We start from the raw sequence: 22,691 nt of genomic DNA on the forward strand, positions 1-22,691 counted from the left end.
AGCCGCGATGATCCCCAAGCCCGATAAACGGCCGCCGCATTTTCTGAACCGCTCCCTCACATCCTTTTCAAATCTTTCATGACCGGCCCACGAACCGCCAACCCCAAGAGGTGCGCCATGAAAAGGAATCTGCTGGATCAGCCCGGCTTGCAAAACCCACTCTCGCAAAACCCCGGCACCGACTACGACGAACTGCTCGACCCGGTCTTCACCGAAGGCGCAACTGTGCTCGAAGGCGAAGACGTCAGGCGGCCAGGCGCGGATCCAGCCAAGCCCGAAACCCCGGCCAGAGGGTCCGATGTGATCGACCCCGCCAACCCGGACCCACAAAAACGCGGCACCTGACGCAGTGCCAGCAAAAACCAGGGAACCTGCCCACGTCTCAAGCTTCATATCTCTTGTTCAAGGCTGCCGCGACACCCGTCGGGGCGGGAAGCACAGAGAGCACTTGCATGAGCGATATCCGTATCGGCATCTCGGGCTGGCGCTATGTGCCGTGGCGTGGTGATTTTTACCCGGAAGGTCTGGCCCAGAAAAACGAATTGAAATTCGCCTCCAGAGCGGTGAACAGCATTGAGATCAATGGCTCGTTCTACTCTTTGCAGTCGCCGGATCTCTACGCCCGCTGGTATGCCGATACGCCCAAGGGCTTTGTGTTCAGCCTCAAGGGCCCGCGCTACATCACCCACGTAAGACGTCTCAAAGAGATTGACGAACCCATCGCCAACTTCTTCGCCTCAGGCATTTTCAAGCTACGGGACAAAACGGGCCCGATCCTCTGGCAGTTTCCGCCAAACTTCATATTTGATGCCGAGAAATTCGAAGCCTTTCTGCAATTGCTGCCCTTCGACGGCAAGTCCGCCAAGGCCTGCGCCAAACGGTGCGCTGCGCGAATGGAAAAGCCCGGCTATCTGGATATCCCGGCCAGGGCGCGACTGCGTCACGCCGTTGAAATTCGTCATGAAAGCTTTGCCGTGGCCGAATTCATCACCCTGTTACGCAAGTACAAGGTGGCGTTGGTGGTCGCCGATACTGCCGGCAAATGGCCGTATCTGGAAGACCTGACCAGCGATTTCGTTTACCTGCGCTTGCATGGCGACGAAGCGCTGTACGCCAGCGGCTACACCCCCAAAGCGCTCAAACGGTGGGGCGACCGGATCGATGCATGGCGTCACGGCAGCCAACCGAAAGATGCGCACCTGACCGACGCCAAATCGCCGCGAGCCCGCAAGTCGAGGGACGTTTACTGCTATTTCGACAACGACATCAAGGTGCGGGCGCCCTATGACGCGCGCACCTTGCTGGAGCGTTTCGACCTGACCGCCGACCTGGAAGTCGCCCCGGGCGATCTGCAAGGAGTGAAGTTTTGACCAGTGCCCTGATTCCCGAAGACCTCGCCAGTCGACGACAGAATGCCTCGACCGACATCACGCTCCACCTGCTGACCATGAACATGCACATGGGATTCGGCTTTCTGAACCGGCGCTTCATCCTGCCTGAGTTGCGCGATGCAGTGCGCAGCGTTTCGGCGGATGTGGTGTTTCTGCAGGAAGTCCACGGCGAGCATCAGAACCACGCGCAGAACGTGAAGAACTGGCCGACCACGTCGCAATACGAGTTTCTCGCCGACAGCATGTGGAACGACTTCGCCTACGGGCGTAATGCGGTCTATCCCCATGGCCATCACGGCAATGCGTTGCTGTCGAAGTACCCGATTGTCAGGCATGAAAACCTCGACATTTCGATCCTCGGCACCGAGGAGCGCGGCCTGCTGCATTGCGTGTTGCAGGTGCCGGGCTTCGGCGAGGTTCACGCGATCTGCGTGCATCTGGGGCTCAAGGAAATTCATCGGCAGCAACAGTTGTCGCTACTGGCCGATCTGGTCACGCGTTTGCCGCAGGAGGCGCCGGTGATCATCGCCGGGGATTTCAACGACTGGCGGCAGAAAGCCGACGCAGCACTGACGCCGACGGGGTTGCGCGAGGTGTTCGTCGAGTCGTTCGGTGCTCCGGCCAAGAGTTTTCCGGCGCGTTTCCCACTGCTGCGTCTGGACCGAATTTACGTGCGAAATGCCCGGATTCGAAGCCCGAAAGTGCTGTCGAACCGGCCCTGGTCACACCTTTCAGATCACGCGCCGCTGGCGGTGGAGGTTTCGTTATGAAGGCCCATGGTGCGCAATGCGGCATCTGGCAGGACGGCAATTCGGTGGAGTTGCTGATCAACGGAGAAGACTTTTTCAGCGAGGTTTTCCGTTGCATTCGCGCGGCGCGCAAAGAGGTGTTGCTGGAAACCTTCATCATCTTCGAAGACCGCATCGGCGAAGGCTTGCAGCAGGCCGTGATCGACGCCGCCAGCCGGGGCGTGCGGGTCGTGATCACGGTGGATGATTACGGCACCAGCGATCTGAGTTCTGCGTTCGTCGCGCAGATGATCGACGCCGGTGTGCAGATTCAGTTGTTCGATCCGCGTCCGAAATTCATGGGCATGCGCACCAACCTGTTTCGCCGCCTGCATCGCAAGGTGGTGGTGATCGACGCCGAACTCGCATTCATGGGCGGCATCAATTACAGCGTCGATCACATGTCCGACACCGGCATCACGGCCAAGCAAGACTACGCGGTAATGGTGCGCGGCCCCATCGTCGCCGACATTTATCGCTCGACCCTGGGCATGCTCGGCCCGACGTTGCGCGGCTCGTTCGCGCCGCTCAAGCCGGTGACGCGTCAGGCCGGCGGCGCGCGCATGTTGTTGGCAGAACGGGATAACCGCCAGCACACCACCGACATCGAAGAGCAATACCTGTTGGCGATGCGCGCGGCCACCCAGCGCATCACTATCGCCAATGCGTATTTCTTCCCCAGCTATCGGTTCCTGCGTGAATTGCGCAACGCGGCGCGGCGCGGGGTAAAGGTCACGCTGATTCTGCAAGGCCAGCCGGACATGCCTTTCGTGCGCGTGTGTTCGCGTCTGACCTACACCTGGCTGCTGCGTGAAGGCGTGGTGATCCACGAATACAAACAGCGCGCGTTGCACGGCAAGGTCGCGTTGATCGATCAGGAATGGTCGACGGTGGGTTCGAGCAATCTGGACCCGCTGAGTCTGGCGCTGAATCTGGAAGCCAACCTGTTCATTCGCGATCATGCGCTCAATCAGCATCTGCACGAGCACCTGCGGGAGCTGGCAGCGGCCCACAGTAAACAGGTCAATCTCAAGGGCCTGGCGAAAGGGCAGTGGTGGCGGGCGCCGATGATCTTTTTCAGCTTTCACTTTCTGCGCCACTTCCCGGCGATTGCCGGGCTGTTTCCGGTGCATGGCCCGCGTCTGAAACCGGTGCGGGCGCCGGATGTGATGCCCGAAGCTCAGGAACTCAAGCAGGAGAAGTCGTTATGAGCGGGGCATCGCAGGCTTCCACGGGTCCGGATAAGTCGTCCACTTCGGGTAAACACAACCCTTGGCTGACCTGGGCCAAACGCGGCTTTACCCTGTTTTTCTTCATCGCGGTGCCGGTGCTGTTGTTCCTGCTGGTGCGCAATCTGGACTGGAACGAGGTGGCCCACGCGCTGGAGTCGTATAAGGCCAGTACGCTGGCCCTCGGCTTTCTGGTCGCCGTCGGCAGCTACCTGACCTATTGCTGCTTCGACGTGCTGGCGCGACGTTACACCGAACATAAATTGTCGGTGATGCAGATCATTCCGGTGACCTTCGTCTGTTACGCCTTCAACCTCAACTTGAGTTCGTGGGTCGGCGGCATTGCCTTGCGCTATCGGCTGTATTCGCGGTTGGGGCTGGATGTGCCAACCATCACCCGGATTTTGAGCTTGAGCCTGATCACTAATTGGCTGGGTTACATGCTGCTCGCCGGTTTCGTCTTCGCCGGTGGCTTCATTGATTTGCCAGAAGGCTGGAAAATCGGCGACACCACGCTGCAACTGATCGGCTTCGTGTTGCTGGCGGTGTGCTTCGGGTATTTCCTCGCCTGCCGTTTTTCCAAGCGCCGTACCTGGACGATCCGCAAGCAGAAACTGGTGCTGCCGTCGCTCAATCAGGCGCTGCGTCAGGCATTGCTGGGGGCATTGAACTGGGGGCTGATGGCGCTTCTGATCTTCGTACTGTTGCCAGAAAAAGCCTTCTACCCGGCCGTGCTGGGCATTCTGCTGATCAGCAGCATCGCCGGGGTCATCGCGCACATTCCGGCCGGGCTCGGCGTGCTGGAGACGGTGTTCATCACCCTGATGCAGCACCAGTTCAGCAAGGGCCAATTGTTGGCGGCGCTCATCGGCTATCGGGTGATCTACTTTCTGATACCGCTGATGCTGGCGGTGGTGGTGTATCTGGTGCTGGAAAAGCGAGCCAAGGCGATGCGCAGCAAGAATGAGGCGCGCAAGGTGTAGCCTCTTTCCTGCTGGATTAAACGTGGACCCCCTAAATGCGAGGGAGCTAGCTCGCGCGGCGCCGGAGCAGACCAATTGAAGTGGTAAGACACACCGCTCATGGGTTGCCGGAGCTTCGTTGCTCAATCCTTACCCGCAAACATCCTGACCGCATCCACTGCCTCGTTGGTGCCGTTGCTGATCTGCACGATGGCCGAACCTGCCTGGTCCGCGAGGTCAACGCCCTTCGCGGCGTTGTTGCGGGTGTTGTCCATGCTGACGATGGCCTGGCGGGTTTCGTTCTGGATCAGCTGGATCATCTCGGAGATCTCCTGGGTCGAGCGGCTGGTGCGCCCGGCCAGTTGCCGCACTTCGTCGGCGACCACCGCGAAGCCTCGTCCCTGATCCCCCGCCCGCGCTGCTTCGATCGCCGCATTGAGCGCCAGCAGGTTGGTCTGGTCGGCGATGCTGTGGATGGTGTTGACGATGGCGGTGATCTGTTCGGAACGCTCGCCCAGCTGGCCGATGATGCGCGACGAGTCGTCGATGTTGCGCGAAATCTGGCGCATCTCGCTGGCCGCCTGCTGAATCACCTGCGTGCCTTGCTCCGCGACTTTCTGGGTCTGCACTGAGATGTGGTAGGCCTGGGCGGCGCTGTGTGAATCCTGTTCGTGTTTCTCGATGCGTGCGGTCACGTCGGACGCGAACTTGACCACCTTGCACAGCTTGCCGCACGCGTCGTAGACCGGGTTGTAAGAGGCTTCAAGCCACAGCGTCTGGCCGTGCTTGCCAACGCGCTTGAACTGGCCGCTGAAGAACTCGCCCTTGTTCAGGCGGCGCCAGAAGTCCTGGTACTCATTGCCGTTGGCCAGTTCGGTGGGGCACAGCATTTTGTGATTCTTGCCCAGCAGTTCCTGGCGGCTGTAACCCATCAGGCGCAGCAGGTTGTCGTTGGCGGCGATGATGCGGCCATCCAGATCGAACTCTATCACCGCCATGGCGCGGTCGATGGCCTGCAGTTTGTTGCGGGTCTCGTTTTCTTCGCGCAGTTTCTCGGTGACATCAATGGCGTATTTGACGACCTTGACCACTTTGCCGCTGGCGTCCCGCACCGGGTTGTAGCTTGCTTCCAGCCACACTGTGCTGCCGTCACCGGCGAGCCGTTGGAAGGTCTGAGACACGAACTCGCCATTGCGCAGGCGCGACCACAGCTGCGAGTACTCAGGACTGCGCGCATGGTCTGGCGTGCAGAACATGCGGTGCTCCTTGCCGATCACCTGTTCGGGGCGATAGCGCATGGCTTTGAAGAAGTTGTCATTGGCACTGAGCACGACGCCGTTGAGGTCGAATTCGATGCTGGCCATCGAGCGGTTGATGGCTTCCAGCAGACTGGCCTGATGGGCGACGGTCAGTTGCAGATCCTGGATGGCTTTATTCTTGGACGAGTCGAAAAACATGATGGCGGCTCAGGCAAGTGGAACGACAGGGGATTCCCGTTCCATGGCCTGGAGAGCAGTAGTCAATGCTCAGCTGCGGTTTCCGTTTGCAGTGCAGAGATCATCACAAACGTGATATCAAAAAGCTACATCAATCTTGTACAGCTCGTCGGTTTTGTACAGGTTTTTGCGAGATTAACTAGAAGTCAGGCTTGGCGCTGATCCTGTGTGAGGGGGCGTCAATCGTCAAAGCCGACTTGTTCCGATATCTCGTCCACCTTCAGCTCGAGCCGATATGCCACGGCAATGAACAGCGCCTGGCACAAGCACAGCGTCGCACTCAGGGAACGGAAGGCGAAGGAGCTGCCTTCGTTGACCAGCAGCACCGAGTTGGCGCGTTTGGCCAAGGGGGAAAGGTTGCTGTCGGTGATGATCAGGGTCTTGGCCTGATGATGCTGGGCGATGCGCAGGCAGTGCTGGGTTTCCTTGCCGTACGGGGTGAAGCTGATGGCGATCACCAGATCGTTGGCCCGCACGCTGCGCATCTGTTCGCGATAACTGCCGCCAAGCCCCGAGATGAGGTGAATGCGCTTGTTGGTGTGCTGCAGGTTGTAGACCAGATAATCCGCCACGGCGAAGGAGCGACGAACACCGACCACGTAGATGTTGTCGGCATTGACCACCAGATCAACGGCCTTCTCGAAGGCTTCGTCGTCCAGTTCCAGGGCCAGGCGTTCAAGCCCGGACAGCGTGGCATTCACGCATTCGCGCGCCAGATCGCCGCCGCTGGCCTTCTGCGACTTGTTGGCGATCATGCTGCGAATGCGTTGCTGGTAGTTCTGCACCGGCGTGGCTTTGTGAGTGTAGGCCTCGCGAAACAGCGCCTGCATTTCACTGAAACCACTGAAGCCGAAGCGCTGGGAAAAACGCACGATGGCAGACGGGTGGACTTCGCATTCACGGGAGATGTCGCTGATGCGGTCGACCATGATCCGGTCGCTCTGCTGGCTCATATAACTGGCGATGCGCTTGAGCTGGCGTGGCAGGCTTTCGTATTCGGCGGTGATCAGCTTGAGCAGGGCCTCGGCACTGTCCGGCGCGCTGACTGGCGCGGATGCGGTTTCGGCGCCGGTATCTGGCGAGGCTGGCTGATCGGTGCTGGACATACGGTCGAATTCCTCAAGCTTTTCTTATGGCGTGCAGTTTACAGCGCTTCACATTTATATCTTGCCTGTTTAGCACGAAGTGCCAGCATTTGCGCAAAGTGGAAAAAATATTCTACTTGAAAAAAATTTAGAAAAAATCATTGCTCCCGGCTCTGGAGCGTTCTAGTCTGCATCCACGAACAGGGCTTCTCGCGAGCCCAGGCTTAATAAAAATAAGAGGAGCCGGCATGGGCCAGACTCGTTTTGCCAGTGGGCGTCCGTTGGACGTGGTGTGTCTTGGGCGTCTTGGCGTCGATCTTTACGCGCAGCAGATCGGGGCGCGTCTGGAGGACGTCAGCAGCTTCGCCAAATACCTGGGCGGGTCCTCCGCCAATATCGCATTCGGCACTGCGCGGCTGGGCGTCAAGTCGGCCATGCTGACCCGCGTCGGCAACGACCACATGGGGCGCTTTCTGGTCGAATCCCTGGCCCGCGAAGGTTGCGATGTCAGCGGCATCAAGATCGATGCCGAACGCCTGACGGCGATGGTCCTGCTCGGTATCAAAGACCGCGAAACCTTCCCGCTGGTGTTCTATCGCGAAAACTGCGCCGACATGGCCCTGCAGGCCGAAGACATCGATGAAGCGCAGATCGCCTCCAGCAAGGCGTTGTTGATCACGGGTACCCATTTCTCCACCGATCAGGTGTACAAGGCCAGCAGCCAGGCGCTGGACTATGCCGAGAAGCACAACGTCAAACGCGTGCTCGACATCGACTATCGCCCGGTGCTCTGGGGGCTGACCGGCAAAGCCGACGGCGAGACCCGCTTCGTCGCCAACCAGAATGTCAGCCAGCACGTGCAGCGAATCCTGCCGCGCTTCGACCTGATCGTCGGCACCGAAGAAGAATTCCTCATCGCAGGCGGCTCGACCGACTTGCTCAGCGCCTTGCGCAACGTACGCGAACTGACCGCCGCGACCCTGGTGGTCAAGCTAGGCCCTCAAGGCTGCACGGTGATTCATGGTGCGATTCCGGCACGGCTGGAGGAGGGCGCGATTTACCCAGGCGTGCGCGTTGAAGTGCTCAACGTCCTGGGCGCGGGGGATGCGTTCATGTCCGGCTTTCTCAAAGGCTGGCTGAACGACGAAAGTGACGAACGCTGCTGCCAACTGGCCAATGCCTGCGGCGGCCTGGTGGTGTCGCGACACGCCTGCGCCCCTGCGATGCCGACGCTGGTCGAACTCGAATACCTGTTCAACAGCCCGGTGCCGATTACCCGTCCCGATCAGGACGCGGTGCTGCAACGCCTGCATCAGGTCAGCGTGCCGCGCAGGGACTGGAAGCAATTGTTCATCTTCGCCTTCGACCATCGCGGGCAGTTGGTCGAACTCGCGCACAAAGCCGGTCGCGATCTGGCGTGCATCGGCCAGCTCAAACAGCTGTTCATCACGGCGGTGGAGCGGGTCGAGGCGGATCTGCAGAAACGTGGAATCGAAGCGGACGTCGGGCTGCTGGCCGATCAGCGTTTCGGTCAGGACTCGCTCAATGCAGCCACTGGTCGCAACTGGTGGATTGCCCGCCCGGTCGAAGTGCAAGGCTCTCGGCCACTGGCGTTCGAACACGGACGTTCCATCGGCAGCAACCTGGTGACCTGGCCCAAGGAGCAGATCATCAAGTGCCTGGTGCAATACCACCCGGATGACGAACCGATGCTGCGTCTGGAGCAGGAAGCGCAGTTGATGGGGCTGTATCAGGCGTCCCAGGCCAGCGGTCATGAACTGCTGCTGGAAGTCATCCCGCCGAAGGATCATCCGTCGCCCCATCCGGACGTGATTTTGCGGTCGCTCAAGCGCCTCTACAACCTGGGCATCTACCCGGCGTGGTGGAAGATCGAAACGCAGTCGGCCAAGGTCTGGGAACAGCTCGATGCACTGATTCAGGAGCGCGATCCGTATTGCCGTGGCGTTGTGCTGCTGGGGCTCAATGCGCCGGCCGAAACCCTCGCCGCCGGTTTCCGCGAAGCCAGCAAAAGCACTACCTGCCGCGGCTTTGCCGTGGGCCGGACCATCTTTCACGAGCCGAGTCGTGCGTGGCTGGAAGGCGAAATCGATGACGCCGGGTTGATCAGCCGCGTGCAGAGCACCTTCGGTTTCCTGATCGAGTCCTGGCGTGACGCCCGGGCGTAAAACGGTCAGAACCGTGAATACATTTCAGAGCGACAAAAACAATAAAGGTGCAGCCATGCCCGCTTCCGCAATCCGAATTGGCATCAACCCGATCTCCTGGAGCAACGACGACCTGCCGGCTCTGGGCGGCGAAACACCGCTGAGCACCGCGCTCAGTGAAGGCAAGGAAATCGGTTACGAAGGTTTCGAGCTCAACGGCAAGTTCCCGAAGGACGCCGAGGGCGTCGCCGACGTGCTCAAACCCTACGACCTAGCATTGGTCTCGGGCTGGTATTCCAGCCGTCTGGCCAGCCGCTCGGTGGCCCAAGAGATCGAGGCCATTGCCGGCCACGTCGAACTGTTGAAACACAACGGCGCCAATGTATTGGTATACGGCGAAGTCGCCGACTCGATTCAGGGCCAGCGTATTCGTCTGGTCGAGCGTCCACGTTTTCACAGCGACTGCGTTTGGCAGGAATACGCGGACAAGCTCACGGAGCTGGCGCGCTTTACCCTGTCCCAAGGCGTGCGTCTGGCGTACCACCATCACATGGGCGCCTACGTCGAATCCCCGGAAGACATTGATCAACTGATGGCGCGCACGGGAAGTGAGGTTGGCCTGTTGTTCGATTCGGGCCATTGCTACATGGGCGGCGGCGATCCGTTGCAGGTGCTGCGCAAACACATTGGTCGCGTGTGCCACGTGCATTTCAAGGATGTGCGCAAGCCGGTGGTGCAACTGGCGCGCAATAACCTGTGGAGCTTTCCGGACTGCATCGTGAATGGCACGTTCACTGTGCCGGGCGATGGCGACATCGATTTCGCGGCATTGCTGGATGTGTTGATCGAAGCGGGTTACCAAGGCTGGCTGGTGGTCGAGGCCGAGCAGGACCCGGCCGTCGCGCCAAGTTATGTCTACGCCAAGAAGGGCTATGAAACGCTGCGCAACCTGCTGGCAGCCGCCCAAGAAAACAACACGGGTTTACATCAGCCTGCACAAAGGAGCTTGTGAACATGAATCTCCTGGTCAAGAGCAAGGCCGAGGGCCGCGATGTCGTGGCGCTGGGCGAAGGGGTACTGGAATACGTGGGATTTGCCGCGCACCGCCTGACCGTCGGCGACCGTCTGCCGGTCAACTCGGGTGATAAGGAACTGTGCCTGGTGTTGCTCAGCGGTCGGGTCAGCGTCAGTGGCGAAGCACCGGGGCAGGGCGCGTTCAACTGGGAAAACATCGGCGATCGGCAATCGGTATTCGAAGACAAATCGCCGTTCGCGGTGTATTTGCCACCCAACAGCCAGGCCCAGGTCACGGCCTTGAGCGCGGTGCAAATCGCCGTCTGCGCCGCGCCCGGTGATGCGTCCAAAGACCTGCCGGCGAGGTTGATCAAACCTGAGTCGATGAAACGCAGCGTGCGCGGCAAGGCGGCCAATACCCGTTACGTCTGCGACATCCTGCCGGATTCCGAGCCTGCGCATTCGTTGCTGGTAGTGGAAGTCCGCACGCCTTCGGGGCACTCCTCCAGTTATCCGCCGCACAAGCACGACAAGGACGATCTGCCCCACGAAAGCTTCCTGGAAGAGACCTATTACCATCAGGTCAATCCGCCTCAGGGGTTCGTGTTTCAGCGGGTCTACACGGATGATCGGAGTATCGATCAGGCCATGGCCGTGGAGAACAACGATCTGGTGACCGTGCCCAAGGGCTACCACCCGGTCAGCGTGCCTTACGGCTACGAATCCTATTATTTGAACGTGATGGCCGGGCCGAAACGCGCCTGGCAATTTCACAATGATCCGCAACATCAGTGGCTGCTGGATCTGTAGCAAGCGCCCGGGCCTACGCAGATCCTGTAGCAGCCCGGCTTGCCGGCGGTGGCGGACTTGATGTCGAACCGCCGGCAAGCCGTGTGCTACAGGCGCATAACTATTTCGCAAGGAGTCTTGTAATGAGCAACGCCCCGATTATCGGCCATTACATCAACGGCCAGCAGCAGGACGCCAGCGAGCGTTTCAGCGATGTGTTCAACCCTGCCACTGGCGAGGTTCAGGGCCGTGTGGCGCTGGCGGAACTGAAGACCGTCGATGAAGCAGTGGCCGCTGCCCAGGCTGCCTTCCCGGCATGGGCCGACCAGTCGTCCCTGCGCCGCGCGCGGGTGATGTTCAAGTTCAAGGAACTGCTCGATCAGCATCACGACGAGTTGGCGGAAATCATCTGCCGCGAACACGGCAAGGTGTTTTCCGATGCCAAGGGCGAAGTGGTGCGCGGCATCGAAATCGTCGAGTTCGCCTGTGGCGCGCCAAGCCTGTTGAAAAGCGACTTCAGCGACAACATCGGCGGTGGCATCGACAACTGGAACCTGCGCCAGCCATTGGGCGTGTGTGCTGGCGTCACCCCGTTCAACTTTCCGGTGATGGTGCCGCTGTGGATGATTCCCATGGCGCTGGTCACTGGTAACTGCTTCATCCTCAAACCGTCCGAGCGTGACCCTTCCGCCAGCCTGTTGATGGCGCGCCTGTTGAAGCAGGCAGGTCTGCCGGATGGCGTGTTCAACGTGGTGCAGGGCGACAAGGTGGCAGTCGACGCGTTGCTGCAACACAAGGGCATTGAAGCGATTTCCTTCGTCGGTTCGACGCCGATTGCCGAGTACATCCACCAGCAGGGCACGGCACACGGCAAGCGCGTCCAGGCATTGGGCGGGGCGAAGAACCACATGATGGTCATGCCCGACGCCGATCTGGATCAGGCTGCCGACGCATTGATTGGCGCCGCATACGGTTCGGCGGGCGAGCGCTGCATGGCGATTTCGATTGCCGTGGTGGTGGGCGACGTCGGCCAGAAACTCATCGACAAACTGCTGCCGCGCATCGATTCGCTCAAGGTCGGCAACGGCATGAACGCGGACTCTGACATGGGCCCTTTGGTGACCGCCGTGCACAAGGCCAAGGTCGAGGGTTATATCGATCAGGGCGTGAAAGAGGGCGCGAAGCTCATCGTCGACGGTCGCAACTTCAAGGTGCCGGGCGCGGAGCAGGGCTTCTTCGTCGGCGCCACGCTGTTCGATGATGTGACGCCAGAAATGACCATCTATAAAGAAGAGATTTTCGGCCCGGTGTTGGGCATCGTTCATGTACCTGACTTCGCGGCGGCGGTGGAGCTGATCAACGCTCACGAGTTCGGCAACGGCGTGTCCTGCTTCACCAGCGATGGCGGCATTGCCAGAGCCTTTGCGCGCAACATCAAAGTGGGGATGGTTGGCATCAACGTGCCGATTCCGGTGCCGATGGCCTGGCATTCGTTCGGTGGCTGGAAGCGCTCGCTGTTCGGCGATCATCACGCCTATGGCGAAGAAGGCCTGCGCTTCTATAGCCGCTACAAGAGCGTGATGCAGCGCTGGCCGGACAGCATCGCCAAGGGCGCGGAGTTCAGCATGCCGACGGCGAAGTAAATTCCAACTTGATCGTTCTCACGCTCTGCGTGGGAATGCCGTTCTGGCGCTCTGCGTCATGCGGGGACGCAGAGCGTCCTGGGATGCGTTACCACGCGGAGCGTGGGAACGATCATGATCATGAAATCGAGTTGACCACAGACACCTCCAATAAAAACAAGGTGCAAGCATGACCACGACACGATTGACCATGGCGCAGGCCCTGGTGAAGTTTCTCGATAATCAGTACGTCGAAGTCGACGGCGTGCAGAGCAAATTCGTCGCCGGGGTATTCACCATTTTCGGCCACGGCAACGTTCTGGGCCTGGGCCAGGCGCTGGAGCAGGACAGCGGCGATTTGGTCGTGCACCAGGGCCGCAACGAACAAGGCATGTGTCACGCGGCAATGGGCTTCGCCAAGCAGCATCTGCGGCGCAAAATCTACGCGTGTACCTCTTCTGTCGGGCCGGGCGCGGCGAACATGATCACCGCCGCCGCCACCGCGTCCGCCAACCGCATTCCGCTGTTGCTGCTACCGGGCGACGTCTACGCCAGCCGCCAGCCCGACCCGGTGTTGCAGCAGATCGAACAATTCCACGACCTGAGCATCAGCACCAACGATGGGTTCAAGGCTGTGAGCAAATACTGGGACCGGATCAATCGCCCCGAGCAATTGATGAGCGCCGCGCTGAACGCCATGCGCGTACTCACCGACCCTGCCGAAACCGGAGCCGTGACCCTCGCATTACCGCAAGATGTGCAGGGCGAGGCCTACGACTACCCGGATTCCTTCCTGCAAAAACGCGTGCATCGCATCGACCGACGCCCGCCTACCCAGGCCATGCTCAAGGACGCGTTGGCGCTGCTCAAGGGCAAGCGCAAGCCGTTGTTGATCTGTGGCGGCGGGGTGCGATATTCCGGCGCGGCGGCCGAACTTCAGGCCTTCGCCGAGCGTTACGACATCCCGTTCACTGAAACTCAGGCGGGCAAGAGCGCGATCGTCTCAGCGCATCCGCTGAACATGGGCGGTATCGGTGAGACCGGCTCGCTGGCGGCCAACACCCTGGCTCGCGAGGCGGACCTGATCATCGGCGTCGGCACCCGCTACAGCGACTTCACCACCGGCTCGAAATCGCTGTTCCAGAACCCCGATGTGCAGTTCCTCAACCTCAACGTCGGCGCGTTCGACGTGCGAAAGCTCGATGGCGTGCAAGTGCTGGCGGATGCTCAGCTGGCGCTGCAATCGTTGAACGATGCGCTGGGCGACTACAAAACGAGTTGGGACGATGCCCCGAAGCAGGCGAGAGCGGCGCTGGATGCAGAAGTCGATCGGCTGTACGCCGTCGACTATCAGACTCAGGATTTCGAGCCCGAAGTCAGTGGCCATCTGGACCCTCAAGTGCTGCGCGACTTCATCGAGATGACCGGTTCCTGCCTCACCCAAAGCCGAGTGCTCGGCATCCTTAATCAGCAGTTGCCCAGCGACGCGGTGATCGTCGCCGCAGCGGGCAGTTTGCCGGGGGATCTGCAACGGGCGTGGCGCAGTACCAGTGTCGACAGTTACCACGTCGAGTACGGTTATTCCTGCATGGGCTACGAGGTCAATGCCGCGCTCGGGGCCAAGATGGCCGCCCCTGAGCGCGAGGTCTATGCGCTGGTCGGTGATGGCTCGTACATGATGTTGCACTCCGAGCTGGCGACCTCGATTCAGGAGCGGCGCAAGATCAACGTGGTGTTGCTGGACAACATGGCCTTCGGTTGCATCAACAACCTGCAGATGGGTAACGGCATGGGCAGTTTCGGCACCGAGTTCCGCTTCCGCAACCCAGAGAGCGGGCAACTCGACGGCGACTTCGTGCCGGTGGACTTCGCCATGAGCGCGGCGGCCTATGGCTGCAAGACCTACAAGGTGAAAACCGTCGAAGAGCTGGAAGCGGCGTTGATCGATGCACGCACACAGACCGTTTCGACGTTGATCGACATCAAGGTCCTGCCCAAGACCATGATCCACGGCTATCTGTCGTGGTGGCGTGTGGGCGTGGCCGAGGTGTCCACTACAGGCACCACCGCCGACGCCTATGAGCGGCAGAAAGCGATGCTGGCCAAGGCCCGTAAATATTGAAGGAGAACGTCATGAAAATCGGACTCATCGGCTACGGCAAGGGCGGGCGTTTCTTTCATGCGCCGCTGCTGGCCAGCATGAATGGCGCAACGTTCGCCGGTGTGGTGACGCGCTCACCCGAACGACGCGCGGAACTGAGCAAGGATTACCCCAGGGTTCCGGCGTTCGACAGTCTGGCGGACATGGTCCAAGCGGGGATCGATGCTGTGGTGATCTCCACACCATTGGCGTCCCGTCGTGCACTGATTCTGGAGGCCATCGAACTCGGCATTCCGGTGGTCAGCGACAAGCCCTTTGCTCTCGACGCGAAACAGGCTCAGGAACTGGTGGACGCCGCCGAGCGCCGTGGCGTGTTGTTGGGGGTGTACCAGAACCGTCGCTGGGATTCGGATTTCCTCACGGTGCGCAAACTGATCGATCAGGGTGTGCTGGGCGAGATCAGCCGTTTCGAATCCCGCGTCGAGCGCTATTCGCCTTCTTCGGTGGGTAAAGAAAGTGGCGGAGGAATATTACGTGATCTGGGCAGCCATCTGGTGGACCAGGCATTGCAGTTATTCGGGCCGGTACAGCGGGTGTACGCCGAACTCGAGTTCGCCACGCCCGATAAAAAAGTCGATCACGGCTTTTTCGTTTCGTTGATCCACACCAGTGGCGTGACCTCGCATTTGTGGGGCAACTGCCTGCAAAACGCTCAAGGTCCACGCTTTCGGGTCAATGGCTCTCAGGGCTGCTATACCGTTGATGGCCTCGACGGGCAGGAAGCTGCGGCGCTGGCAGGGTTGTCGCCTAAATCAGAAGGCGAGCGCTGGGGCGTCGAAGAACATCGTCGATGGGGCTGGTTCGAACAAGGCGAGCATCGCGAACGCGTGCCGTCCGAGCGCGGCAGCTGGCCTGAGTTCTATCGCCAGTTGCAGGAAGCGGTGATCAATCAGGGGCGCAACCCGGTGGATGCGCGAGACGCGGTGGCATCGGCGAAGGTGCTGGACGCAGCCAGGATCAGTGCGCTGGAAGGGCGGGTGGTGGTGTTGTAATCGCTGGTTACCCTCTGTAGCAGCACGGCTTGCCGGCGATAGCGATTTCGAAGCCGACACCGCCGCCAAACTGTGCTGCTGCCGCGTGAATGTTTGCATTGAAAAGTAAAATAGAAATTAATTCTAAAATCGGTTGAAGTAGAAATTATTTTCCAATAGAGTCATTTCCAGGTTGCCGACTATCGACGTCCAGACCTGATGCCAGGCTACCCTGGCTTCAGCTCCGAACGAGCGATGCCAAAACAAGAAAGCCAAAAAGACAGGTACCGTCGATGAACATTTTCAACAAAGCCGCCAAGGTTTGCCGTTCACTATCACGCACTCTTCTCGCTGCTTCCCGCGCCGTCTCGCACGCCAAGTGCGCCGTTGTCCCTGCCCTCGAACGATCCCTTGAAACCGTTGCTCGCGTGCTGTGCGTAGAAAGCCACGGCGTGATGGTCTGCGGCTCATCGGCGGCGTCGGTCGCACACTTCACGAATCCGCATTTTTCAAGTCAACCCAAAGCTCTGTGAACACCAGCAGTCGTTAGCCAATTCACTACAACAACAAGAATTTGGAGAAAGACCGTTCATGAATACCAAAGCCCGTTTTACCTCCCTGGCACTGGCCCTGATGCTCAGCAGCGGCGCGGTCATGGCCGCCGACCTGAAAATTGGCGTCGCCATGTCGCAGTTCGATGACACCTACCTGACCTACATGCGCGAAGACATGGGCAAGAAAGCCAAGGACATGGGCGGCGTCGACCTGCAGTTCGTCGATGGCCGCAACGATGTGAACAAACAGCTCGACCAGGTGCAGGAGCTGATCGGCAAGAAGGTCGACGCGCTGATCGTCAACCCGGTCGATACCGCCGCCACCGGGCGCATCACCAAGGCCGCCACCGCCGCAGGCATTCCGCTGGTGTACGTCAACCGCCGCCCTGACGATCCGAAACTGCCAGCAGGCGTTGCGTCGGTCACCTCCGACGACAAGGAAGCAGGCCGGATGCAGATGGAATACATCGCCAACAAACTGAACGGCAAAGGCACCGTGGTGATCCTGCTGGGCGAACTGTCGAACAACTCGACTCGCGACCGCACCGAAGGCGTCAAAGAAGTCCTGAAAAAATACCCTGACATCAAGATCGCCGAAGAACAGGAAGGCGCATGGGGACGCCAGAAAGGCATGGATATCACCAACAATTGGCTGACCCAGGGGCGTGATTTCAGTGCGGTACTTTCCAACAACGATGAAATGGCCATTGGCGCGTCCATGGCCTTGAAGCAAGCAGGCAAAAAGCAGGGTGACGTACTCGTGGCAGGGGTAGACGGCACGCCGGACGGTCTGGCCGCGGTCAAGAAAGGCGACCTGACGGTATCAGTGTTCCAGGACGCGAAAGGGCAGGGCGAAGGCTCCATCGACGCCGCCGTGAAACTGGCGAAGAAGGAAGCGTTGCCGCAACAGGCGATCGTGATTCCCTTCAAGCTGATCACGCCCGAAAACGTCAGCACCTTCAAATAACCGTTCACAAAACAACAACTGACAGGATGCAGAGGGCGGCGCGGCCGTGCCTCTGCCACCGATGTCACTTGAGGAGCCTGTGACCATGTTCGCTTCAGCTACCCCATCGCCCGCAGCCATGACCGATCCAACGCCTGATCTGGCGGCAACCACGGCCGACCATCCTTACCTGCTGGAAATCACCAACATCAGCAAGGGTTTTCCTGGCGTGGTGGCGCTGGATAACGTCGAACTGCGCGTGCGGCCCGGCAGTGTGCTGGCGCTGATGGGCGAGAACGGAGCGGGCAAGTCCACCCTGATGAAGATCATCGCGGGAATCTACCAGCCCGACACTGGCGAGATCCGTCTGCGCGGCAAACCAGTGGTGTTCGAAACGCCACTGGCGGCGCTGCAATCGGGCATCGCGATGATTCACCAGGAACTCAACCTGATGCCACACATGAGCATCGCCGAGAACATCTGGATCGGTCGTGAGCAGCTCAACGGTCTTCACATGGTCGATCACCGCGCCATGCATCGCTGCACGGCAGAATTGCTGGAGCGCTTGCGCATCAATCTGGATCCGGAGGAGCTGGTCGGTAACCTCAGCATCGCGGAACGGCAGATGGTCGAGATCGCCAAGGCCGTGTCTTATGACTCCGACGTGCTGATCATGGATGAGCCGACTTCGGCCATTACCGAGAAGGAAGTCGCCCACCTGTTTTCGATCATCGCCGACCTGCGTGCGCAGGGTAAAGGCATCATCTACATCACCCACAAGATGAACGAAGTGTTCGCCATCGCTGACGAAGTGGCAGTGTTTCGCGACGGTGCCTACATCGGTCTGCAACGCGCCGACAGCATGGACGGTGACAGCCTGATCTCGATGATGGTGGGTCGTGAATTGACTCAGCTGTTCCCCGAGCGGGACCAGCCTGTCGGCAAACTCCTGCTGTCCGTGCGCGACCTGTCACTGGAGGGCGTGTTCGACGGCGTGTCCTTCGACCTGCATGCCGGCGAAGTGCTGGGAATTGCCGGGCTGATGGGCTCGGGCCGCACCAATGTCGCGGAGACCATCTTCGGCGTGACGCCGTGCACTCGCGGCGAGATCCACCTCGACGGCGTGCCAATCAAAGTCAGCGATCCGCATTTCGCCATCGAAAAAGGCTTCGCGCTGCTGACCGAGGATCGCAAGCTCAGCGGCTTGTTTCCGTGCCTTTCGGTGCTGGAAAACATGGAAATGGCGGTATTGCCGCATTTCGTCGGCAACGGTTTCGTGCATCAGAAAGCCTTGCGCGCCCTGTGTGAAGACATGTGCAAGAAGCTGCGGGTCAAGACCCCGTCACTGGAGCAATGCATCGACACGCTGTCTGGCGGCAATCAGCAGAAGGCCTTACTGGCGCGCTGGCTGATGACCAACCCTCGGGTGCTGATTCTCGACGAGCCGACTCGCGGTATCGACGTCGGCGCCAAGGCTGAAATTTATCGCCTGATCTCGCTGCTCGCCAGCGAAGGCATGGCGGTGATCATGATTTCTTCGGAACTGCCCGAAGTGCTGGGCATGAGCGACCGCGTCATGGTCATGCACGAAGGCGAGATGATGGGCACCCTCGACCGTGCCGATGCGACTCAGGAGCGGGTCATGCACCTGGCTTCGGGAAACTCGATTCACTGAACCCGGGCTGCCAATGGCCCCATTGCGGGTCGGAACAAGAATAAGAGGCACACATGAAGATGAACGCGATACTGGAAAACAAACCCGCCTTGGCACCGAGCAAGCACAAGCGTCGTCTGCCCACAGAACTGAGCATTTTCCTGGTGCTGATCGGCATCGCCCTGATCTTCGAAGTGTTCGGCTGGGTCGTGCGCGATCAGAGCTTTCTGATGAACTCCCAGCGCCTGGTGTTGATGATTCTGCAAGTGTCGATCATTGGCATGATCGCCATCGGGGTGACCCAAGTGATCATCACCACCGGGATCGACCTGTCCTCGGGCTCGGTCCTGGCGCTGACGGCGATGATCGCCGCCAGTCTCGCGCAGTCTTCCGAGTACACCCGCGCAGTGTTCCCATCGCTGACCGACCTGCCAGTGTGGATACCGGTCATCGCAGGGCTTGGGGTCGGGTTGCTGGCGGGTGCCATCAACGGGAGCATCATCGCGATCACCGGGATCCCGCCGTTCATCGCCACGCTGGGCATGATGGTCTCGGCTCGCGGCCTGGCGCGGTACTACACGGGCGGTCAGCCGGTGAGCATGCTCAATGATTCCTACACCGCCATCGGTCAGGGCGCGATGCCGGTGATCATCTTTCTGGTGGTGGCGGTGATCTTCCACATCGCCCTGCGCTACACCAAGTACGGTAAATACACCTACGCCATCGGCGGCAACATGCAGGCGGCGCGGACCTCCGGGATCAACGTCAAGCGCCATCTGATCATCGTCTACAGCATCGCGGGCCTGCTGGCAGGTCTGGCAGGTGTGGTCGCATCGGCAAGGGCGGCCACTGGTCAGGCGGGGATGGGCGTGTCCTACGAACTGGATGCCATCGCGGCGGCAGTGATCGGCGGCACCAGCCTGGCCGGCGGCGTCGGGCGCATCACCGGCACCGTGATCGGCGCGCTGATTCTGGGGGTCATGGCCAGCGGATTTACCTTCGTTGGCGTTGATGCCTATGTACAAGACATCATCAAAGGGTTGATCATCGTGGTCGCGGTGGTCATCGACCAATACCGCAACAAGCGCAAGCTCAAGCGCTGAGCGTTTGAAGAATGTGAAAAAGGGCCTGGTTACAGGCCCTTTTTGTTTTTGTATCGATTTGAACCGGAGCGTGAATGGCCGGTCAGAGACCATCCGGTTCTCATAGGCTGACCGCCAGACTGTCGCTGCCCTGCTTGCCCTATTGTGTTTTTTTGCTATCGATACCGCCGGCAAGCAGGGCTGCTTCAGGAAACCCATCGACACTGTGGCAATGAATTGAAACACCCGTTTGGCTCAATGCCAGCGGGGATTTGGGGGCTTGTTGAGCGAATCTTGTTCAATTATGTTGCCGAGTACGAAACCCGGCCTTAGACTGCCGCCCCTCGTAAATTGAGTGCCAGGTGGCGCTTGGAGACTGGGGCGCGTTTACAGTTGGGCCAAGGCGCTCCCTTGATTCGCCTTAATGCACGTTTTTTTATAGAGAAATCAATGACCAAGGAAAAGTTGCTGGCGATGCCGGCCGATGACTACATGAACGCGGAGCAGCACGCATTTTTCGTCAAGCTGCTGCAGGACATGAAGGTGGAAATCCACGAGCGCATCGAGCAGAGCCGTATCGCTATCGAAAGCCTGGACACCCCGGCTGATCCCGCTGACGCCGCTTCCGTCGAAGAAGAGCGCCACTGGCTGGTCAACGTCATCGACCGCGATCAGCGCATGCTGCCTCAGCTGGAAATGGCCCTGACCCGTATCGCCGAAGACACCTTTGGCTGGTGCGATGACAGCGGTGAGCCAATCGGCCTGAAGCGTCTGCTGATCAGCCCGACCACCAAGTACTGCATCGAAGCCCAGGAACGTCACGAACAGATCGACCGCCACCAGCGCCAGGCCTGATCTCTCTGACATGACTGCCGGCCCGACTGCCTTTCTCCAGGCAGTCGGGCTTTTTGTCGTCTGCAGTTTGTGCAAACTCTCGAGCAAAAGTCTCCTCCGACCGACCGACGCCAATGACTGCATCTTGCCGGGGTTGACGGACGTATTGCCCTGAATTGCTTGCGAAGCCAGTTTGTTCAATGGGTGATATTTAATTATTGTTTATCTGCTGACTTTTTGTATAAGTTTTGTTGGGGATGTCGGAAGTAAGTAAATTTGATGTGGGAGTTAGTTGCTGGGCGCGCGTAATGTTCCGAGATTTAAGTGGGATTTTTCTGAAGCTGTACTTTGGCTGTTGACGTTGAAGTAGAGTCGAGCATTCTGTGGATGTATGTCCGGATATGTAAATAGCGTTTCCGGCTTTAGTCATTGTCTACAGGTAGTTTGAATATGATTAGTTGCTCTGCTTCTTCTAAAAACAGTGCCTCGTTCGCTCCCCTGAACGTAACGGTACGCATCGGGGTATTCTTCGACGGGACCGGCAACAACCGTGTTAATAGCCAGGTGGGTGCTGATTGCCAGGCCATGGCGGAAATTTATAATTTCACTCATATCAAGGAGTGCGGTGGGCGGCACTCCGATCCCAATAGCAGTTACAGCAATGATTTGACCAATATTGCCCGGCTCGCGGAGCTCTATCTTCACCGGCCGAAGGCCAGTAACGGGGGGGAGGGGTTCAAGGTTTATCACTCGGTTTATGTCAGCGGCGTCGGCACCACCTCAGGTGGCCGAGACTCGTTGCCGGGGCAAGGTTTTGGCCGGGGAAGTACCGGTGTAGTTGCAAAAGCCTTCAATGGGATAAAAAAAATAAACCGCGTGCTGGACGAATTCGACGCTCACAATCCGGGTTGCGTCATTGCGGCCCTGGAACTGGATATCTTTGGTTTCAGCCGAGGTGCTGCTTCGGCTCGTCATATGGCGAACGAAGTGCTCAAGCAAAACCGCGGGGCTCTGGGGCCGGTTCTTAATCATTACAAGTTGCCGTTGGCCCCGGATTTTTCCTGGAGCAACAACTCTGTGCGTCTGAAGGTGATCGGGCTGTTCGATACCGTAGCGGCGGTTGGCGGAGTTTCCGACTTTGGCAATGTTCGTGACGCGGTCAACAGAAAGGTTAATCTGTTCTTGCCCCCAGGATGCGCGGAACAGGTGATTCATCTGGTGGCGGGTGATGAACACCGACGCAACTTTGCATTGAACAGCGTGACTCCAGACTGGGCAAGGGAGATTGTTCTTCCGGGGAGCCATTCGGATATTGGCGGAGGTTATCATCCGCAGAGTATTGAAAAAGTTGCATTGACCCGGCCCCGACGCAGTCGGGTCCCTGCCCATATTCCATACGAAAACACAGATGCCTGGTTACAGACGCAGGCTGAGATGGAGGAATTGAACGTACACCGCTGGCTTGATCCACAGGATCAAACCGCGACCGTGGGGCTTGAGTGTGTCGAGCGACGAAGCCAATACAGCTTCGGAATGAAGACCGTTCTGGCATCGGTGCGGCTTGTACGTCGGGTATTCGGCTATTTGTCACGCGTCTACTTGCGGGTCATGCATGTGTTGGCGTGTGAGGAAGGCGTCCCGTTTCGACCGATTCCCGATACGCCAGACTTCTGTCTGCCGCCGGAGCTGCGAGGAATCGCCACTAAACTGGTTGACTATGCACGGGGAGAGGGCAGTTCCCTGAGCAAGGATGAGTTGCAGGTTTTGTATCAGCGTTACATCCATTGCTCGGCGCACTGGAACCGTCCTTTGAGCACGCGCGGCGTGTTCGCAGACTCTTTATTCGTGCACGCACCGGCTACGGGTGGGCGTTCGCGTTATCCCAATGCCAGCCAGCCAGGCTACCCGCACTGATCAATGGCGGCCGGACTGAGGCCGCCATTGTTTT

The 22,691-nt window shown here is 59.3% G+C and carries 19 protein-coding genes; 17 read left to right on the forward strand and 2 right to left on the reverse strand.

The features are described from left to right. The first annotated feature begins 117 nt into the window (after positions 1-117). From BWR59_RS26735 to BWR59_RS26755, 5 genes are all read left to right on the forward strand, one after another. A complete protein-coding gene (locus BWR59_RS26735; RefSeq protein WP_081568699.1) occupies positions 118-345 on the forward strand; it encodes a hypothetical protein in 228 nt (75 codons plus the stop codon). A gap of 107 nt (positions 346-452) precedes the next feature. Then, a complete protein-coding gene (locus tag BWR59_RS26740; RefSeq protein ID WP_081568700.1) occupies positions 453-1,370 on the forward strand; it encodes a DUF72 domain-containing protein in 918 nt (305 codons plus the stop codon). A 77-nt stretch (positions 1,371-1,447) separates the two neighbouring features. Beyond that, positions 1,448-2,161, forward strand: coding sequence for an endonuclease/exonuclease/phosphatase family protein (locus BWR59_RS26745; protein ID WP_143490964.1), 714 nt, complete (start codon positions 1,448-1,450; stop codon positions 2,159-2,161). Further along, complete coding sequence (gene clsB, locus BWR59_RS26750; protein ID WP_081568702.1) at positions 2,158-3,390, forward strand: cardiolipin synthase ClsB; 1,233 nt, start codon at positions 2,158-2,160, stop codon at positions 3,388-3,390. Before BWR59_RS26745 ends, clsB begins: the two co-directional genes overlap by 4 nt. Next, positions 3,387-4,391, forward strand: coding sequence for a lysylphosphatidylglycerol synthase domain-containing protein (locus tag BWR59_RS26755; protein ID WP_081568703.1), 1,005 nt, complete (start codon positions 3,387-3,389; stop codon positions 4,389-4,391). The genes clsB and BWR59_RS26755 overlap by 4 nt, the downstream gene beginning before the upstream one ends. Positions 4,392-4,513: 122 nt before the next feature. Here BWR59_RS26755 and BWR59_RS26760 read toward each other — a convergent pair whose 3' ends face one another. Both BWR59_RS26760 and BWR59_RS26765 read right to left on the reverse strand, forming a co-directional pair. Then, complete coding sequence (locus BWR59_RS26760) at positions 4,514-5,827, reverse strand: PAS domain-containing methyl-accepting chemotaxis protein (protein ID WP_081568704.1); 1,314 nt, start codon at positions 5,825-5,827, stop codon at positions 4,514-4,516. A 218-nt stretch (positions 5,828-6,045) separates the two neighbouring features. Next, on the reverse strand, positions 6,046-6,972 hold the full coding sequence (locus tag BWR59_RS26765) for a MurR/RpiR family transcriptional regulator (protein ID WP_081568705.1): 927 nt from the start codon (positions 6,970-6,972) through the stop codon (positions 6,046-6,048). Between the two features lie 227 nt (positions 6,973-7,199). Between BWR59_RS26765 and iolC the strand changes: the two genes are divergently transcribed. The 12 genes from iolC (at position 7,200) to BWR59_RS26820 (ending at position 22,657) form a co-directional block, all read left to right on the forward strand. Beyond that, positions 7,200-9,137: a 5-dehydro-2-deoxygluconokinase gene (gene iolC / locus BWR59_RS26770; RefSeq protein ID WP_081568706.1), complete on the forward strand. Its 1,938-nt coding sequence runs from the start codon at positions 7,200-7,202 to the stop codon at positions 9,135-9,137. A gap of 55 nt (positions 9,138-9,192) precedes the next feature. Then, on the forward strand, positions 9,193-10,128 hold the full coding sequence (iolE, locus tag BWR59_RS26775; RefSeq protein WP_081568707.1) for a myo-inosose-2 dehydratase: 936 nt from the start codon (positions 9,193-9,195) through the stop codon (positions 10,126-10,128). Positions 10,129-10,130: 2 nt separating this feature from the next. Continuing rightward, positions 10,131-10,940 carry a 5-deoxy-glucuronate isomerase gene (iolB, locus tag BWR59_RS26780; protein WP_081568708.1) on the forward strand — a complete coding sequence of 270 codons (810 nt, stop codon included), beginning with the start codon at positions 10,131-10,133 and terminating at the stop codon, positions 10,938-10,940. 122 nt (positions 10,941-11,062) lie between these two features. Next, a complete protein-coding gene (locus BWR59_RS26785; protein ID WP_081568709.1) occupies positions 11,063-12,562 on the forward strand; it encodes a CoA-acylating methylmalonate-semialdehyde dehydrogenase in 1,500 nt (499 codons plus the stop codon). Between the two features lie 169 nt (positions 12,563-12,731). Then, a complete protein-coding gene (gene iolD, locus BWR59_RS26790) occupies positions 12,732-14,663 on the forward strand; it encodes a 3D-(3,5/4)-trihydroxycyclohexane-1,2-dione acylhydrolase (decyclizing) (protein WP_081568710.1) in 1,932 nt (643 codons plus the stop codon). 11 nt (positions 14,664-14,674) lie between these two features. Then, a complete protein-coding gene (locus BWR59_RS26795; protein WP_081568711.1) occupies positions 14,675-15,694 on the forward strand; it encodes a Gfo/Idh/MocA family oxidoreductase in 1,020 nt (339 codons plus the stop codon). 272 nt (positions 15,695-15,966) lie between these two features. Next, positions 15,967-16,206 carry a hypothetical protein gene (locus BWR59_RS32175; RefSeq protein ID WP_143490960.1) on the forward strand — a complete coding sequence of 80 codons (240 nt, stop codon included), beginning with the start codon at positions 15,967-15,969 and terminating at the stop codon, positions 16,204-16,206. Positions 16,207-16,264: 58 nt separating this feature from the next. Continuing rightward, positions 16,265-17,194, forward strand: a complete 930-nt coding sequence (locus BWR59_RS26800) for a sugar ABC transporter substrate-binding protein (RefSeq protein ID WP_081568712.1) — start codon at positions 16,265-16,267, stop codon at positions 17,192-17,194. Positions 17,195-17,279: 85 nt separating this feature from the next. Beyond that, a complete protein-coding gene (locus tag BWR59_RS26805; protein ID WP_081568713.1) occupies positions 17,280-18,848 on the forward strand; it encodes a sugar ABC transporter ATP-binding protein in 1,569 nt (522 codons plus the stop codon). A gap of 59 nt (positions 18,849-18,907) precedes the next feature. Further along, entirely contained in the window at positions 18,908-19,930 is a 1,023-nt protein-coding gene (locus BWR59_RS26810; RefSeq protein WP_081568777.1) for an ABC transporter permease, read from the forward strand. A gap of 429 nt (positions 19,931-20,359) precedes the next feature. Continuing rightward, a complete protein-coding gene (locus tag BWR59_RS26815) occupies positions 20,360-20,764 on the forward strand; it encodes a TraR/DksA C4-type zinc finger protein (RefSeq protein ID WP_062390457.1) in 405 nt (134 codons plus the stop codon). Positions 20,765-21,193: 429 nt separating this feature from the next. After that, positions 21,194-22,657 carry a DUF2235 domain-containing protein gene (locus BWR59_RS26820; RefSeq protein ID WP_081568714.1) on the forward strand — a complete coding sequence of 488 codons (1,464 nt, stop codon included), beginning with the start codon at positions 21,194-21,196 and terminating at the stop codon, positions 22,655-22,657. The last annotated feature ends 34 nt before the right edge of the window (positions 22,658-22,691 follow it).

Source organism: Pseudomonas sp. Bc-h, from assembly GCF_002080045.1.
Taxonomy (GTDB): domain Bacteria; phylum Pseudomonadota; class Gammaproteobacteria; order Pseudomonadales; family Pseudomonadaceae; genus Aquipseudomonas.

What these genes read in the sequence shown, in the direction of transcription:
- BWR59_RS26735 (WP_081568699.1), top strand. Translation starts at nt 118, where the DNA reads ATGAAAAGGAATCTGCTGGATCAGCCCGGCTTGCAAAACCCACTCTCG.
- BWR59_RS26740 (WP_081568700.1), top strand. Translation starts at nt 453, where the DNA reads ATGAGCGATATCCGTATCGGCATCTCGGGCTGGCGCTATGTGCCGTGG.
- BWR59_RS26745 (WP_143490964.1), top strand. Translation starts at nt 1,448, where the DNA reads ATGAACATGCACATGGGATTCGGCTTTCTGAACCGGCGCTTCATCCTG.
- clsB (WP_081568702.1), top strand. Translation starts at nt 2,158, where the DNA reads ATGAAGGCCCATGGTGCGCAATGCGGCATCTGGCAGGACGGCAATTCG.
- BWR59_RS26755 (WP_081568703.1), top strand. Translation starts at nt 3,387, where the DNA reads ATGAGCGGGGCATCGCAGGCTTCCACGGGTCCGGATAAGTCGTCCACT.
- BWR59_RS26760 (WP_081568704.1), bottom strand. Translation starts at nt 5,827, where the DNA reads ATGTTTTTCGACTCGTCCAAGAATAAAGCCATCCAGGATCTGCAACTG.
- BWR59_RS26765 (WP_081568705.1), bottom strand. Translation starts at nt 6,972, where the DNA reads ATGTCCAGCACCGATCAGCCAGCCTCGCCAGATACCGGCGCCGAAACC.
- iolC (WP_081568706.1), top strand. Translation starts at nt 7,200, where the DNA reads ATGGGCCAGACTCGTTTTGCCAGTGGGCGTCCGTTGGACGTGGTGTGT.
- iolE (WP_081568707.1), top strand. Translation starts at nt 9,193, where the DNA reads ATGCCCGCTTCCGCAATCCGAATTGGCATCAACCCGATCTCCTGGAGC.
- iolB (WP_081568708.1), top strand. Translation starts at nt 10,131, where the DNA reads ATGAATCTCCTGGTCAAGAGCAAGGCCGAGGGCCGCGATGTCGTGGCG.
- BWR59_RS26785 (WP_081568709.1), top strand. Translation starts at nt 11,063, where the DNA reads ATGAGCAACGCCCCGATTATCGGCCATTACATCAACGGCCAGCAGCAG.
- iolD (WP_081568710.1), top strand. Translation starts at nt 12,732, where the DNA reads ATGACCACGACACGATTGACCATGGCGCAGGCCCTGGTGAAGTTTCTC.
- BWR59_RS26795 (WP_081568711.1), top strand. Translation starts at nt 14,675, where the DNA reads ATGAAAATCGGACTCATCGGCTACGGCAAGGGCGGGCGTTTCTTTCAT.
- BWR59_RS32175 (WP_143490960.1), top strand. Translation starts at nt 15,967, where the DNA reads ATGAACATTTTCAACAAAGCCGCCAAGGTTTGCCGTTCACTATCACGC.
- BWR59_RS26800 (WP_081568712.1), top strand. Translation starts at nt 16,265, where the DNA reads ATGAATACCAAAGCCCGTTTTACCTCCCTGGCACTGGCCCTGATGCTC.
- BWR59_RS26805 (WP_081568713.1), top strand. Translation starts at nt 17,280, where the DNA reads ATGTTCGCTTCAGCTACCCCATCGCCCGCAGCCATGACCGATCCAACG.
- BWR59_RS26810 (WP_081568777.1), top strand. Translation starts at nt 18,908, where the DNA reads ATGAACGCGATACTGGAAAACAAACCCGCCTTGGCACCGAGCAAGCAC.
- BWR59_RS26815 (WP_062390457.1), top strand. Translation starts at nt 20,360, where the DNA reads ATGACCAAGGAAAAGTTGCTGGCGATGCCGGCCGATGACTACATGAAC.
- BWR59_RS26820 (WP_081568714.1), top strand. Translation starts at nt 21,194, where the DNA reads ATGATTAGTTGCTCTGCTTCTTCTAAAAACAGTGCCTCGTTCGCTCCC.